This is a genomic window from Solibacillus sp. FSL K6-4121 (genome assembly GCF_038002585.1).
Lineage (GTDB): Bacteria > Bacillota > Bacilli > Bacillales_A > Planococcaceae > Solibacillus > Solibacillus faecavium.
The window spans coordinates 1587321-1602519 of sequence record NZ_JBBOCS010000002.1 but is presented as its reverse complement, the minus strand read 5'-3'; the positions used below and the strand labels follow the sequence as shown (position 1 = coordinate 1602519).

Here is a 15199-nt window from a genome sequence, read left to right as displayed (position 1 = left end):
ATTCTTGGTTTCCAGCAACTTAATTAATAACCAGATCATTCCGCAGCACAATCAAAACTTATTGTTGAGTATGGAGAAATTCAGTACGCTTTTTGACGCGGATATAGTGAATGATGCTAAGAAAAACAAGGCTTCATATGAAAAATTACTGGAGGTCATAACCGATTTCCAAAGTGATTTTGATTTGGAAAATGCCTATATTATGAGTAAAGTCGATGGAGATGAAGTTATTCTGGTATTGGGGAATTCGGAAGATTACCTTACACCGCTTGCTTTTACAGAAGATCAGACAGCGGCACTTTCCACAACGAAAATAGTGGCGAGCGATATTTATGAAGATGATTATGGTAAACATCAATCAACCTTCCTTCAAATTCCTGGGACGGAATCTGTTCTGGGATTGGATGCGGATGCGGATTTTATTGATGAATTGAATAGCTTGTTAATTAAAATTATTTTTGCTTCACTGCTTGTTGCATTGATTATAGGCTCAATTATAGCGGTTATCATATCAAAAAAAATTGTGAATCCTTTAAATCAGCTTTTAAACCACACTGAAATTGTGGCACAGGGTGATTTATCAAAACAATTGGAAGTCTCCAGTCATGACGAAATCGGGCGCTTAACAACTAGCTTCTCGAATATGCAATCGCAATTGAGAGAGACTATCTACCATGTAACCGACACATCCGACCATGTTGAGGAAGGTTCTTCGATATTAAAAGAAACGGTTGAACAGTTAACAATTACATCGAATCAGGTATCGGGCGCGATTCAGGAAATTGCTTCTAGCACTGAGCTAATTACAGAAGGTGCTGTGCAAAACCGGGTGGCAGTGGAACAGATCGCATTCAAAATTGAAGAAATTTCTAATGTTACGAAATTAGTGGCGCAGGAGGCGGTAGATACCAATACTGTTGCAACACAAGGAATAGAAGTTATTCATAAGTCTGTTGCAGGAATCGAAACAATTAACGAAACGGCGAAAATGTCATTAATGAAAACAGAACAAATGAATAGCCGTTCTTTAGAAGTTGGTCAAATAACGAAAATTATTTCAAGTATTTCAGATCAAATCAACTTACTTGCTTTAAATGCAGCAATCGAAGCGGCAAGAGCTGGGGAATACGGGAAAGGTTTCGCAGTAGTAGCGGATGAAGTTCGTTCATTGGCAGAACAATCGGCGAATTCGGCGAGCGATATTACGACATTGATTAATGAAATGCAAAAAGATTCAAATGAATCTGTTGTTGCAATTAATAATGTAGTAACGAAAATCGAGCAGGAAAGCGTGACGATCTATTCGGCTGTTGAAACATTTAATACAATTTCTAAGTTAGTGGATAATATGAAAAATGAAATTCAAAATGTAACAGAAGCATTCCAAGGCATCGCAACAGACTCTAATCGGATACTTGAAACAACGGATATAACGGTTCAGTCATTGGAAGAATCTAATGAGCATTCTCAAAGTATTGCTGCATCAATAGAAGAACAGACAGCATCGACTGAAGAAATGCTAAGCATCGCACACGAATTGAATGAAATGATTATTAAGTTAAAAGGACAAATTAATCACTTCAAAATATAAAGATTTTCTTTAGTTATATAAATAACTTCTAAACTAATATGAACTTAATTCAATGATGGAAAAATCCAGATTATGCTATATTGCATTCATCTGGATTTTTTCTTTTTAGGCGGGGAATACATGTTGCGGAAGGTTTCTGTTTGCATAAGGATTATAAGATGGAGTTTGAGATGAATTGCGAATAGAGGGTATTGCCAGCTGATGTTAAGTTCTTGGGAGGGACATTCACTTTGGCGTCCTGCATAATTTGGCGAATAAGAATTTTATTGCAGAAGAGTTTGCGTTTATGTTGGCAATTCATCGCAATAATCGCTAAAGTAGAAGGAGAACATACAATCGTAACTTAACTTCTTACAGTGCGTTTTGAACACACGCCAGAAGTTAATGCCTCTGGGTGGAGCAACAGATTCGGCAAAGAGTGTTTAAAAGAAAATCAGGTTAAAAGCGTCGGGTGACTGATCCGTATCCTGTGAACCTGACCCGAAACCGGGCATAATCACCCCGAGGTGAAATTGATTAATGGAGGAACGCGCATGACAAAACAAAAATTACTTTTACTAGATGGAAACTCATTGGCTTATCGTGCTTTTTTTGCATTGCCGCTGCTGACAAATGACAGTGGGATTCATACAAATGCTACTTACGGATTTACAACGATGCTGCAAAAAATTATCGGTGAGGAAAATCCGACACAAATGCTTGTTGCGTTCGATGCCGGGAAAACGACTTTTCGTCATGAATCGTTCGGTGAATATAAAGGTGGACGTCAAAAAACTCCGCCAGAGCTTTCCGAACAATTCCCTTATATTCGTAAGCTGATTGATGCATACAACATTAAACGCTATGAACTGGAAATGTACGAAGCAGATGATATTATCGGAACATTAGCGAAACAGGCTACCGGAAAAGGTATAGAAGTTATCGTTGTTTCGGGAGACAAAGATTTAACGCAGCTAGCAACAGAAGATGTCACAGTCTATATAACTCGTAAAGGGATTACCGATATCGAAAAATATACACCGGCACATATTGAAGAAAAGTATGGACTGACACCGGAGCAAATTATCGATATGAAAGGGCTTATGGGCGATCAATCGGATAATATTCCGGGAGTTCCGGGCGTTGGTGAAAAGACAGCGATTAAATTATTGAAGGAACACGGTACAATTGAAAAACTATATGAAGCGATGGATTCATTGAAAGCATCGAAAATGAAGGAAAAGCTGGTAGATAATGAAGAAATGGCACACTTATCAAAAAAGCTTGCGACAATTCATACAGATGCACCGCTAACAATTTCACTGGATGATTTAGCTTATTCAGGACCGGATGAGGAATCACTTCTTAATGTATGGCAAGAGCTTGGGTTTAAATCTTTAATCGAAAAGAGCGATTTTGAAGCGGTAGAAACTGAACAAGCTGAACTAGTATTTGAAAATGTACAGTCTATTAAAGCTGACATGTTAAAAGATACAATGGCAATTCATCTAGAGTTGGAAAATGAACATTACCATAGCTGTAATGCCCTCGGTTTAGCCTTGACAGACGGGGAACGCACGGTATATACAGCGATTGATAATGTAGTGGATAATGCAGATTTAAAAGCATGGATCCAAGATGAAACAAAGAAAAAATATATGGTAGACAGTAAAGCGACACAAGCAATGCTCCATCGTTTAGGGATTGAGCTAAAAGGTGTGGAGTTCGATTTATTGTTAGCTTCGTATATTTTAAAGCCGTCGATTTCAGGTGATGATGTTGCAACACTTGCAAAAGAATTCGGTTATCAGGATGTACAATCCAATGAAGCGATTTACGGAAAAGGGGCAAAGTGGATTGTTCCGGGGGCAGATCATGTAGCAGAACATGTAAGCCGAAAAGCAGTAGCAGTATGGAAGCTGCAGCCAGTTTTAGAGCAAACACTTAAAGAAAATGAACAGTTTGAATTATATAAAGAGCTGGAGCTGCCGCTTGCACATATTTTAGGGAAAATGGAGAGCGAAGGGATAACAGTCAATATCGATACATTGCGTCGAATGGGTGATGAACTGAAGACAAAGCTCGAAGTAATGGAAGCGACAATTTATGAACTGGCAGGCGAGAAATTCAATATTAATTCACCGAAACAGCTTGGTGTCATTTTATTTGATAAACTAGGCTTACCTGTCATTAAAAAGACGAAAACAGGTTATTCGACAGCAGCCGATGTGCTGGAAAAACTGCAGTCCGAGCATGATATTGTAAAGCATATTCTGGAATACCGAACACTTGCGAAACTTAAGTCAACTTATATTGAAGGGTTGATTAAAGAGGTACATGAAGCGGATTCCAAAGTGCATACCCGCTTCCAACAAGCATTAACATCAACGGGACGATTAAGCTCAACAAACCCGAATTTACAAAACATCCCGATTCGTTTGGAAGAAGGACGCAAAATTCGAAAGGCATTTGTTCCTGCAAAAAAAGATTGGATTCTGTTTGCTGCAGACTATTCTCAAATCGAGCTGCGCGTATTAGCACATATGTGTGGTGATGATGCGCTTGTAGAGGCATTCCAGCAAGGAATGGATATCCATACACGTACGGCAATGGATGTGTTTAATCTTGAAAATCCGGATGAAGTGACAAGCTTAATGCGTCGCACAGCAAAAGCTGTTAACTTTGGCATTGTATACGGGATTAGTGATTATGGCTTATCACAAAGCCTTGATATTACACGTAAAGAGGCGGCAATTTTTATCGAAAACTACTTGCAAAGCTTCCCGGGTGTAAAAAACTATATGGATACAAGTATTGAAGAGGCCAAGAAAGCCGGCTTTGTTACAACGATTTTAAATCGCCGCCGCTACTTGCCGGACATCACAAGCTCGAACTTCAATTTAAGAAGTTTTGCGGAGCGTACGGCGATGAACACGCCGATTCAAGGAAGTGCAGCAGATATTATTAAAAAAGCAATGATTGACATGGATGCACGCCTTGAACAAGAAGGGCTGCAGACGAAGCTGTTGTTACAAGTACACGATGAGCTTATTTTTGAAGCACCAAAAGAAGAAATTGAAATTTTAGAACGTATCGTACCTGAAGTTATGGAAAATGCAATTAAGTTAAGTGTGCCGTTAAAAGTTGAGTTTTCATATGGTCCTACATGGTACGATGCGAAATAAGGAGTACCAGTTATGCCGGAATTACCAGAAGTAGAAGGGGTCGTACGTGATTTACGACCAATAGTAGAAGGAAAAACGATTGTTTCAGTCTCTTTATCGGATGTCGTGTATACATCGCATGAAGCAGGGAAACAGGCGATTGTAAAAAATGCGAAGCCTTCACAGTTTGAACTAGTAGTACGCGACATGATAATCGATAAATTGGAGCGCAGATCAAAATATATATTCTTTCATCTCAAGAAAAGTGATGAACGTTTTATTTTAGTAAATCATTTAGGGATGAGTGGTGCATGGTTTGTTGTTAATGATGTGCTGGAGATTGCGGAAGAAAAATTTCGGAAGCATATTCATGCAGTATTCACTTTAGCAAGTGGAGAATTACTTGTCTATGCAGATATTCGCCGTTTTGGTGAATTACGCTTTATAAAAGAACTCGCAGATCATCCCCCTTTACTGAAAATGGCACCGGAGCCTTTTGATGAAAGCGCATGTGATTTTTTCCTAACGCAAAGTGAAAAGCCGAAATTTGCGAAAAAGGCAATTAAAGAAGTCATTATGGACGGTCAAGTTATCTCAGGCTGCGGGAATATATATGCAACTGAAGCTTTATTTAAATTATTCATTCATCCTGGCCGTGTGACAAGTGACTTAAATAGAGAGAAAAAAATGGAGCTCTTTCAAGTGATTTGTGATGTACTTCAGGAAAGCATCGACTCAGGCGGCTCTACAATATCTGACTATCGGAGTATTAACGGTGGGGCAGGTACGATGCAGCATCGCTTAAAAATGTACGGAAAAAAACAATGTGTAATATGTGAAGCAAATACAGAGTCCATCGTTATCGGGGGAAGGACGTCAACATATTGCCCTCAATGTCAAAAGTAAAGGGGAATTACTGTGATTATAGGTTTAACAGGAAGTATTGCAAGTGGAAAAAGTACAGTCGCAAAAATGATTCAGTCATATAACTTACCAATTGTTGATGCCGATCAAGTTGCACGACAAGTCGTAGAGCCAGGAAGTCCAACGCTTTTGAAAATCGCAGAAGTATTTGGACAGGATGTCATTTCTGAAGATGGTACAATGAACCGCGCAAAAGTAGGGAATCTTATTTTTCATGATGAAACGAAGCGTCAACAACTAAATGCCATCATTCACCCAGCTATTCGTGAAGAAATGATTCGCCAGCGTGATGAGTTTATTTCCTACGGTGAAAAAAACGTATTTATGGATATTCCATTATTATTCGAAAGCAAGCTCGAGCATTTTGTTGAAAAGATTATCGTAGTTTCTGTAACGGAGGATGTTCAACTAGAACGCTTAATGGAACGAAATGGCTTGACCGAAGAAGAAGCAAAAGCACGTATTGCTACGCAAATTCCTGTTAAAGATAAAGAAGCGCTAGCTGATGTAGTTATTTATAATAATGGCTCTTTGGAAGATACTGCCCTTCAATTGCAAAATGTTTTATTTGAATGGAATGTTTTGAAATAAAATAATGCCTTGCCCGTTTTTGTTTGAAGTGGGTTAAGGCATTTATTTTTAGGGTATGTATTATCTGAAAATAACAACTTTTTTTATGTGCGTTAAATATGTTCACCTTTTTAGAATATGTGTTATACTAATCAACGAATAAATAAAACGAATGAATCGTACTTTTAGGAGGATTTAAATAATATGACAGTTTCTATTGCAATTAATGGTTTTGGCCGCATTGGTCGTATGGTATTCCGACAAGCGATGATGCGCGGTGATGTTAATATCGTAGCAGTAAATGCAAGTTACCCATCTGAAACGTTAGCACATTTAATTAAGTATGACACAAATCATGGTGTATTCCCAGGTACTGTTGAAGCGGTTGAAGGTGCATTAATCGTAAACGGTAAACGTGTTGAGCTAGTTAGTGAACGCGATCCTTTAAAATTACCATGGGCTGAAATGGGTGTAGATATTGTTATTGAAGCTACTGGTAAATTCAATGACCGTGAAAACGCTGCAAAGCATATAGAAGCTGGCGCGAAAAAAGTTATTTTAACAGCTCCAGGTAAAAATGAAGATATTACAGTAGTGTTAGGTGTAAACGATGATAAATTAGATTTATCAAAACACGATGTCATTTCAAATGCTTCTTGTACTACAAACTGCCTAGCTCCAGTAGCAAAAGTATTAAATGATGAATTTGGTATTGTAAATGGCTTAATGACAACTGTACATGCTTATACAAATGATCAAAATAACATTGATAACCCACATAAAGATTTACGTCGTGCTCGTAACTGTGCATCGTCAATTATTCCAACTTCAACTGGTGCAGCTAAAGCTTTACGCTTAGTGTTGCCAGAATTGGATGGTAAAATTCACGGTATGGCCTTACGTGTACCTACACCAAACGTATCATTGGTGGACTTAGTTGTAGATTTAGAAAAAGATGTAACAGTAGAAGAAGTAAATGCTGCATTTAAAGCAGCTGCTGAAGGCAAAATGAACGGTATTTTAAACTTCTCAATGGAGCCATTAGTATCTTCAGACTACAATACAACAACATATTCTTCTACAGTTGATGGATTAACAACAATTGTTTTAGGTGACCGTAAAGTAAAAGTAATTGCTTGGTATGATAACGAATGGGGTTACTCTGCACGTGTAGTAGACTTAGCAAATAAAATTGCCAAAGAATTAGTAGCGGTTAATGCATAATTTAATTTCTTTTTACGAGTAAAAAGATTGAAAAGTCTTGATTCGAAATTCGGTAAGTGATTCTTTCGGCATGTATAGTGCCGGGATATAACTAAACTATTGCCTTTTGTAGAATATTTATTTTTACAAAAGGCATTTTCTATTGTGTGAATCGATAGGGCACTATATAATTGAATCACTTTCCTTTTGGAAAATTTCGACGCGCATGAAGAACTATTTCACGCGCGTTGTTTTTGTTATAATATAGATAAACTAACATTTAGGAGAAATAAAATATGAGATGTCCAGCTTGTCAATACAACGGTACACGTGTTGTAGATTCAAGACCTGTTGATGATAATAAAGAAATTCGAAGACGTCGTGAATGTGAATCGTGTGCTTTCCGTTTTACGACATTTGAAAAAATAGAAGAAACACCTTTAATTGTTGTGAAAAAGGGTGGCTCGCGTGAAGAATTCAGCCGTGAAAAGGTATTGCGAGGACTAATACGGGCATGTGAGAAGCGACCGGTTGCTTTAGATCAATTGGAAGAGATAGTATTATCAATTGAAAAGGAATTACGTCGACTTGGCAATGCAGAAGTACGCTCGGAAGAAGTGGGTGAAATGGTAATGGATCGTCTTGCAACAGTTGATGAAGTTGCATATGTACGATTTGCATCCGTTTATCGACAATTTAAGGATATTACTGTATTTATCGAGGAATTAAAAGAAATTATGACACGCCAGTCAAGTGACAAATAAGTTTTAGGAGGGGGACAAAATGGTTCACTTTAAAGAAATACAGCCAACAGATCATTTTGAAATAACGCTCCCTCACGCATTATCTACAAATGAACGTCAATTATTAACGCTATTTTATCAGCCCCTAACAGGACCGGAGCCGATAAGTTTATTTTTAACGCTATGGGCGGAAGCTGAAAATCATACACCTCAGCAATATAATCATTATTATTTGATGCATGTATTGTCGATGCCTTTGAAAAAGATTTTTGAAGCGCGAATTGCATTGGAAGCGATTGGTTTAATGCGTACTTGGCGAAAGGATACTGCTAATGAACGTCATTTTATATATGAATTAGTAAGACCACTCGATGCACCGAGCTTTTTTAAAGATCCGCTTTTATCGATGTTCTTATTTAGTAAAATTGGCGAGGGAGCTTATCGAAAATTACGTCAGCGCTTTTTGACTCAGCCAAATAAAGAACAGTATGAAGAGGTTACACGTACATTTATGGATGTGTACCGTCCGATTAATCAAAATCTGCCTCAGGATGAGTTGGAAACAATGACACCGAAGCAAATTGATTATCCATTTTATTATGAGCAATTTGATTTTAAGCTACTGCAGGCTGGCTTATCTGAGCAGTTAATACCGAGTGCTGCATTAACTGTGAAAGCAAAGGAAACAATTGCAAAGCTTGCCTTTTTGTATCATCTCACACCATTGCAAATGCAAAAAGTGGTAATACAAGCATTGGACGAGCAAAATAAACTAACGACAGATCGTTTAAAACGTTGTGCAGCAGATTATTATAAATTGACCGTTTCTACAGAAGCCCCTGTCATGACAAAAGTATTCGAGGGGAAAAGTAATGATACTTTACACGCGGAAAACTTGACGAAAGAACAAGAACTTCTGCATTATTTGGAAACAACACCGCCTGTTCAAGTGTTGCGTGACATCAATAATGGAAAAGAACCAATTCCTTCCTCAATTCAACTTGCAGAAGATTTAGTTGTAAAGTATAGCATGCCTATAGGAGTGGCTAATGTACTGCTCGAATATGTCATGTTATCGACAGATATGAAATTACCGAAAAGCTATGTAGAAAAAATCGCAGATCACTGGAATCGTAAGCAATTGAAGACGGCTAAAGAGGCGATGGATTTAGCTCGTGAAGAACGCGATAAATATACGAAATGGAAACAGGAAAGTTCAGTGGTCAAACAACCGGCTACTTCCCAAAAGAAGCCTTCGTACAATCGTAAAAGTGGACGAGATGAACAAGTTCCTGACTGGTTTTACAAGCGCAATGAGCAGCAGCAACCAGAAAAAGACAGTACAGTGGATTTCGAGCAGGAGCGCCTAAAAATATTACAAAAGCTTGATAGGGCAGGTGAATAACAATAGAACCGATTAATAATCAATTAAATCAAATCAAGAAAAAAATGCCCTCTTTTAAAGAACGTTTTGAAGCGATGCGCAGAGAGACGATCGAACATCCGAAAGTTCAGCAGTTTTTACGTGAACATGAACAGCAAGTGACGAAAGAAATGGTTGAAATTAGTTTACCTAAATTATACGAATTTATTTCACAGTCAACAGGATGTTGCGGAAATGGACATACAGGACAATGTACAAATTTATTGCAAGGTTATCTTCCGAAACTATTTATAACGCATAATGTCATTGATATTACGTATGTTCCTTGTGAGCAAAAGCTTCGTGAAGATGAACGACGTGATGTAGCCAATATGATTTCGAGCATGCATATGCCAAAAGATGTATTAAAGGCAACATTAAAAGATTTGGCAATCGACAATCATTCCCGACTTAGTATTGCAGAACAAGCAGCTGAATTTGTCGCGACTTATAAGCGAACGGGAGAATTACCGAAAAAAGGATTTTACTTGTACGGTAAATTCGGTGTAGGAAAATCCTTTGTACTTGGAGCGATTGCAAATGAGCTTGCAACACTAAAGGTAAGAACAGTTGTCGTATTTGTTCCTGAGTTTTTACGAGAAATGAAAAATGCGATTAGCGACAATACTTTGAATGAAAAAATAGACTATGTCAAAAAGGCGCCTGTATTAATGTTGGATGATATCGGTGCAGAGACGATGTCGGCATGGACACGTGATGAAATACTTGGGACGATTTTACATTATCGAATGAGTGAAGAATTACCAACATTTATTACATCGAACTTTGATTATAAAGGGCTGGAGCATCATTTAGCGCAATCACAACGTGGTGATATCGAAGTCGTAAAGGCTGCTCGTATTATGGAACGAATTAAAGCTGTGACAATTCCGGTTGCGATGGATGGAGTCAATCGCCGAGAATAAAAAATAACAGAAAAATTTACTTTTTACCAGTTGCAATTGTTATAAATCGAGCGTATACTTTGTACGTAATTAAACAAAAAATGCATTGAAAAGGACAACAAGTTTAACGAACTAGCTTTTAGAGAGGGGAGCCACGGCTGCAAGCTTCCTAGCACAAGCGTTTCACTTTACTACCTTCGAGCAGTGACGGGGCCAATCCGTCAACGTTTCTCAGTACGTTAACTGACCGAGAGCTTCTAATTCGTATTGACGAAGAAGGAAGAAGGGTGGCACCACGAGCGTACAGCATCGTCCCTTTTATAGGGACGGTGCTTTTTATTTTGCCTTAATATGCAAATATTTTGACTGATAAAAAATATTGGGAGCAAATTAATTTATAGCTATAGATTAGTTGATTGTAGTGTAGGGCGGCGACTCCAGCGGGAAAAGCGTGACGCCTGAGACTACAGGCTCAGGCCACGCCCGCGGAAAGCGTCCGCCCGAAACGGAAATCAACGGATTGGGATGACGACACTTTGCTACTCTCTATTAAATGAAAACCTTATAAGGAGGACAATAACATGTCAGAAATGATCAAATTAACTTTCCCGGATGGCGCAGTAAAGGAATTTGCCAAAGGAACATCAACATTAGACGTTGCAGGCTCTATTAGCCCAGGTCTAAAAAAATCAACATTAGCCGGTAAAATCAACGGTACACTTATCGATGCAAAAACAGGAATCGAACAAGACGGTGCAATCGAAATCATTACTAACAAATCAGATGAAGCGTTAGAAATTCTTCGTCACTCAACTGCTCACTTAACAGCGCAAGCAGTAAAACGTCTGTACCCAGATGCAAAATTAGGTATTGGTCCAGTAATTGATTCTGGCTTCTACTATGATATCGATTCACCAACTCCGATTACTGCTGAAGATTTACCTGCAATCGAAAAAGAAATGAAAAAAATCATTTCTGAAAACATCGAAATCGAGCGCAAAAATGTTTCTCGTGATGAAGCACAAAAAATTTACGAAGAAGTTGGCGACGAGTATAAATTAGAATTACTTGAAGCAATTCCAGCAGATGATCAAGTGTCAATCTACTACCAAGGCGATTTCTTTGACCTTTGCCGTGGTGTACACGTACCATCTACAGGCAAATTAAAAGAGTTCAAACTATTATCATTAGCTGGTGCTTACTGGCGCGGTAACTCAGACAACAAAATGTTACAACGTATTTACGGTACTGCATTCTTCACAAAAGACGAGCTGAAACATCACCTTCAAATGCTTGAAGAGGCAAAAGAACGTGATCACCGTAAAATCGGTAAAGAATTGGATTTATTCATGACTAGCCAAACAGTTGGTCAAGGTTTACCGCTTTGGTTACCAAATGGTGCGACAATCCGCAGAACTATTGAACGCTACATCGTAGACAAAGAATTATCTTTAGGCTACAAGCATGTATATACACCAGTGCTTGGCTCGAAAAAGTTATATGAAACATCAGGACACTGGGAGCACTATCAAGATGGCATGTTCCCGCCAATGGAAATGGACAATGAAACACTTGTTTTACGTCCGATGAACTGTCCTCACCATATGATGGTATTCAAAAACGGTCTGCACTCTTACCGTCACTTGCCAATTCGCATTGCTGAACTTGGTACAATGCACCGTTACGAAATGTCAGGTGCCGTATCTGGTTTACAACGTGTACGCGGAATGACTTTAAACGATGCGCACATTTTCGTACGCCCGGATCAAATTAAAGCTGAATTTAAAAAAGTAGTTGAATTAATCCTTGAAGTATACAAAGACTTCGAATTGAAAGATTTCTCATTCCGTCTTTCATACCGGGATCCGAACAACACAGAGAAGTATTTTGATGACGATCAAATGTGGGAAACTGCACAAGCAATGTTAAAAGAGGCAATGGATGAGCTAGGTTATGATTACTTCATCGCAGAAGATGAAGCAGCCTTCTATGGTCCGAAATTAGACGTTCAAGTAAAAACAGCAATTGGTAAAGAGGAAACTTTATCAACTGCACAACTTGACTTCTTATTGCCACAACGCTTCGACCTTTCTTACATTGGTGAAGACGGTCAGCCACAACGTCCAGTAGTTATTCACCGTGGTGTTGTATCGACAATGGAACGTTTTGTAGCATTCTTAATTGAAGAGTACAAAGGGGCATTCCCAACTTGGTTAGCACCAGTTCAGGCAACAATTATTCCTGTATCAAACAGTGTACATTATGACTACGCCCGTGAAGTTCAAGAAAAACTAGCTGCTGCTGGCGTACGTGTTGAAATGGATGATCGAGAAGAGAAATTAGGCTACAAAATCCGTGAATCTCAAATGAAGAAGATTCCTTATATGCTCGTACTTGGAGATAAGGAAGTAGAAGATAGTGCAGTAAACATTCGCCGCTACGGTTCGAAGGATTCTGAGACTATTAGCTTTGAGCAATTCCTTGCAGATATTACTGAAGAAATAAAAAAATAAGATAGCAAATTGGAGCTTGGAACAAAGGCTGTCTCCATAATAAAAGCAGTTCAAATTTTACCTGAGTAAATTTGAACTGCTTTATTTTTGTGCCTAGAGATTATCATTAGACACAGTCGATTTTTCAAAGTGGATTATAATTTTTTCTCAAAATCAATGTCATGATGCAATGATGTCGGTGGAACAACCGGGTTAGGGATTTTCCCCATTGGTGCAGGGTTATCTAAATAGACGAAATCTCCTGTCCCATCTGGTGATTTACCTTGAGCCCAAGGACCGTTTTTAGATTCAGTGCCTTCAGATAAATTCCATAGCTCATATGCATGTGGCTGTGCTTCCAATTCGCCTTCGGGTCTGAATGAAGCAGGTACGACCACGCCATTCTTTTCTTCCAACTCTTTAATAGCAGCCATCCATTGGTATTGATGGTAACGGTCACGTGCCAGCATTTTTCTAAATACAGTACGGACTCCCTCATCTTTCGTCATATGATACAATCTTGCTACTTGGAGTCGACCTTGCGATTCAGCATTTAAGTTTGCACGGAAATCAGCAAGTAAGTTTCCGCTTGCAATGATGTATCCAGCATTCCATGGTACGCCGTTTGAATCCTTTGGTGTAGCGCCTAATCCGCTGACAATTAAGTGCTGTGGGTTAATTCCACCCATAATTGCATCCATCATCGGGTCCTGTGCAACTTTTTGCTGATCCTCGGGTGTTGCCCCGTCCAGTAATTGACTAATCAAAGAACAAAGCATTTCAACATGGCCGATTTCCTCTGTACCAATATCCATTAATAAATCTTTATATTTTTCTTCACCACGACAGTTCCATCCTTGGAATAAATACTGCATCATAACACTCATTTCCCCAAACTGACCACCGAGCACTTCCTGAATCTGACGTGCTAGTACAGGATCGGGTCTTTCAACTTTTACCTCAAATTGTAATTCCTTTTGATGTCTAAACATTATATAGATTCCTCCTATCGGTAAATTTTGAATCTCTAACTAGATACCACGGAGAAAAAAAACAAAACACTAAAAATTAAAAAAATTTATAAACTTAAAAGATTATATTATAAAGCGTATTAAAAAGCTTGACGTTATTTTTAAAGCATGCTAAGATTGTTTAAGTTATGAATACAAAAGTTTGCAAGTAGAGGCTGCCCGCTTCTCACCTGATTAAGTGCTTTTATAAGTTACGAGCAGGTATTGGACACGTTGAATTGTTTTGCGCAGGACTGCGTATGCACATATAGCGGGCGGACATCTCAAATGTCCGTCCTTTTTGTTTGAATAAAACGAAAAGTACATATGGACATAACGCAGAGGTGTACCGTTCGACCGGGTTATACTTTACACCAACTCATGTATTCCGACAAACATTTGGAGGTGGATTAATATTAGCAAAGACATGTATGTAAACGAAGGCATTCGCGCACGCGAACTTCGTCTAATCGACCACAACGGTGATCAACTAGGTCTAAAAACGCGTACAGAAGCGATGGAGATTGCTGCTCGTGCTAACTTGGATCTTGTCCTTGTAGCCCCTCAAGCCAAACCACCAGTCGCTCGTGTTATGGACTATGGTAAATTTAAGTTTGATCAGCAAAAGAAAGACCGTGAAATTCGTAAAAATTCTAAAGTAATCGTTATGAAAGAGGTTCGCTTGAGCCCAACAATCGATGAACATGATTTTCAAACGAAATTACGTAATGCGATTAAGTTCCTTGAAAAAGGTGACAAAGTTAAAGCATCAATTCGCTTTAAAGGTCGTGCAATTACACACAAAGAAATCGGTCAACGTGTGTTAGATCGCTTTGCTGAAGCGTGTGCTGAAGTATCTACGGTTGAACAAAAACCGAAGATGGAAGGCCGCAGCATGTTCTTAGTTCTTCAACCAAAGAATGAGAAATAATACTTACTTATGTATAAACAAGTTTAGGAGGAAATCGACATGCCAAAAATGAAAACTCACCGTGGAGCTGCGAAACGTTTCAAAAAAACAGGTACTGGTAAATTAAAATTTGACCGTGCTTATGGCTCTCACTTATTCGCTAACAAATCAACTAAAGCAAAACGTCACTTACGTAAAGCGAAAGTTGCATCTTCAGGCGATTTCAAACGTATCCGTACATTATTAACTTACATGAAGTAATCTTTGACCGTTTTAAAGATTATT

Annotated in this window: 12 protein-coding genes; 11 read left to right on the top strand and 1 reads right to left on the bottom strand. The window is 38.6% G+C overall.

Features of this window, described 5'->3' with window-relative positions; translation table 11 throughout:
- Positions 1 to 70 precede the first annotated feature (70 nt).
- The 9 genes from MHH95_RS17780 to thrS all read left to right on the top strand — a co-directional run bounded on the left by MHH95_RS17780 (position 71) and on the right by thrS (position 13015).
- Positions 71 to 1591 (top strand): methyl-accepting chemotaxis protein, encoded by a 1521-nt coding sequence (locus MHH95_RS17780; RefSeq protein ID WP_340728657.1) that lies wholly within the window; start codon positions 71 to 73, stop codon positions 1589 to 1591.
- A 533-nt stretch (positions 1592 to 2124) separates the two neighbouring features.
- Positions 2125 to 4755 (top strand): DNA polymerase I, encoded by a 2631-nt coding sequence (gene polA, locus MHH95_RS17775; RefSeq protein ID WP_340728656.1) that lies wholly within the window; start codon positions 2125 to 2127, stop codon positions 4753 to 4755.
- Between the two features lie 12 nt (positions 4756 to 4767).
- The gene (mutM, locus tag MHH95_RS17770; RefSeq protein ID WP_340728655.1) at positions 4768 to 5640 is read left to right on the top strand and encodes a bifunctional DNA-formamidopyrimidine glycosylase/DNA-(apurinic or apyrimidinic site) lyase; all 873 of its coding nucleotides are present in this window, start codon (positions 4768 to 4770) and stop codon (positions 5638 to 5640) included.
- A 12-nt stretch (positions 5641 to 5652) separates the two neighbouring features.
- The gene (coaE, locus tag MHH95_RS17765; RefSeq protein WP_340728654.1) at positions 5653 to 6249 is read left to right on the top strand and encodes a dephospho-CoA kinase; all 597 of its coding nucleotides are present in this window, start codon (positions 5653 to 5655) and stop codon (positions 6247 to 6249) included.
- A 183-nt stretch (positions 6250 to 6432) separates the two neighbouring features.
- The gene (locus MHH95_RS17760; RefSeq protein WP_339213430.1) at positions 6433 to 7452 is read left to right on the top strand and encodes a glyceraldehyde-3-phosphate dehydrogenase; all 1020 of its coding nucleotides are present in this window, start codon (positions 6433 to 6435) and stop codon (positions 7450 to 7452) included.
- Between the two features lie 275 nt (positions 7453 to 7727).
- Positions 7728 to 8195, top strand: a complete 468-nt coding sequence (nrdR, locus tag MHH95_RS17755; protein WP_340728653.1) for a transcriptional regulator NrdR — start codon at positions 7728 to 7730, stop codon at positions 8193 to 8195.
- Between the two features lie 19 nt (positions 8196 to 8214).
- On the top strand, positions 8215 to 9579 hold the full coding sequence (locus tag MHH95_RS17750) for a replication initiation and membrane attachment family protein (RefSeq protein WP_340728652.1): 1365 nt from the start codon (positions 8215 to 8217) through the stop codon (positions 9577 to 9579).
- A gap of 2 nt (positions 9580 to 9581) precedes the next feature.
- Complete coding sequence (gene dnaI, locus MHH95_RS17745; protein ID WP_340728792.1) at positions 9582 to 10523, top strand: primosomal protein DnaI; 942 nt, start codon at positions 9582 to 9584, stop codon at positions 10521 to 10523.
- A gap of 560 nt (positions 10524 to 11083) precedes the next feature.
- Entirely contained in the window at positions 11084 to 13015 is a 1932-nt protein-coding gene (gene thrS / locus MHH95_RS17740) for a threonine--tRNA ligase (protein ID WP_340728651.1), read from the top strand.
- Positions 13016 to 13149: 134 nt separating this feature from the next.
- On the opposite strand, the gene MHH95_RS17735 is transcribed toward thrS, so the two are convergent.
- Positions 13150 to 13986 carry a manganese catalase family protein gene (locus MHH95_RS17735; RefSeq protein WP_340728650.1) on the bottom strand — a complete coding sequence of 279 codons (837 nt, stop codon included), beginning with the start codon at positions 13984 to 13986 and terminating at the stop codon, positions 13150 to 13152.
- A 445-nt stretch (positions 13987 to 14431) separates the two neighbouring features.
- Between MHH95_RS17735 and infC the strand changes: the two genes are divergently transcribed.
- Both infC and rpmI read left to right on the top strand, forming a co-directional pair.
- On the top strand, positions 14432 to 14935 hold the full coding sequence (infC, locus tag MHH95_RS17730) for a translation initiation factor IF-3 (protein WP_191700545.1): 504 nt from the start codon (positions 14432 to 14434) through the stop codon (positions 14933 to 14935).
- 39 nt (positions 14936 to 14974) lie between these two features.
- Positions 14975 to 15175 carry a 50S ribosomal protein L35 gene (gene rpmI / locus MHH95_RS17725; RefSeq protein ID WP_036156293.1) on the top strand — a complete coding sequence of 67 codons (201 nt, stop codon included), beginning with the start codon at positions 14975 to 14977 and terminating at the stop codon, positions 15173 to 15175.
- Positions 15176 to 15199: the final 24 nt, after the last annotated feature.

Excerpts from the sequence above, each read along its gene's own strand:
- MHH95_RS17780 (WP_340728657.1), top strand. The coding sequence starts at position 71 with ATGGAGAAATTCAGTACGCTTTTTGACGCGGATATAGTGAATGATGCT.
- mutM (WP_340728655.1), top strand. The coding sequence starts at position 4,768 with ATGCCGGAATTACCAGAAGTAGAAGGGGTCGTACGTGATTTACGACCA.
- rpmI (WP_036156293.1), top strand. The coding sequence starts at position 14,975 with ATGCCAAAAATGAAAACTCACCGTGGAGCTGCGAAACGTTTCAAAAAA.
- nrdR (WP_340728653.1), top strand. The coding sequence starts at position 7,728 with ATGAGATGTCCAGCTTGTCAATACAACGGTACACGTGTTGTAGATTCA.
- thrS (WP_340728651.1), top strand. The coding sequence starts at position 11,084 with ATGTCAGAAATGATCAAATTAACTTTCCCGGATGGCGCAGTAAAGGAA.
- infC (WP_191700545.1), top strand. The coding sequence starts at position 14,432 with ATGTATGTAAACGAAGGCATTCGCGCACGCGAACTTCGTCTAATCGAC.
- polA (WP_340728656.1), top strand. The coding sequence starts at position 2,125 with ATGACAAAACAAAAATTACTTTTACTAGATGGAAACTCATTGGCTTAT.
- MHH95_RS17750 (WP_340728652.1), top strand. The coding sequence starts at position 8,215 with ATGGTTCACTTTAAAGAAATACAGCCAACAGATCATTTTGAAATAACG.
- MHH95_RS17735 (WP_340728650.1), bottom strand. The coding sequence starts at position 13,986 with ATGTTTAGACATCAAAAGGAATTACAATTTGAGGTAAAAGTTGAAAGA.
- MHH95_RS17760 (WP_339213430.1), top strand. The coding sequence starts at position 6,433 with ATGACAGTTTCTATTGCAATTAATGGTTTTGGCCGCATTGGTCGTATG.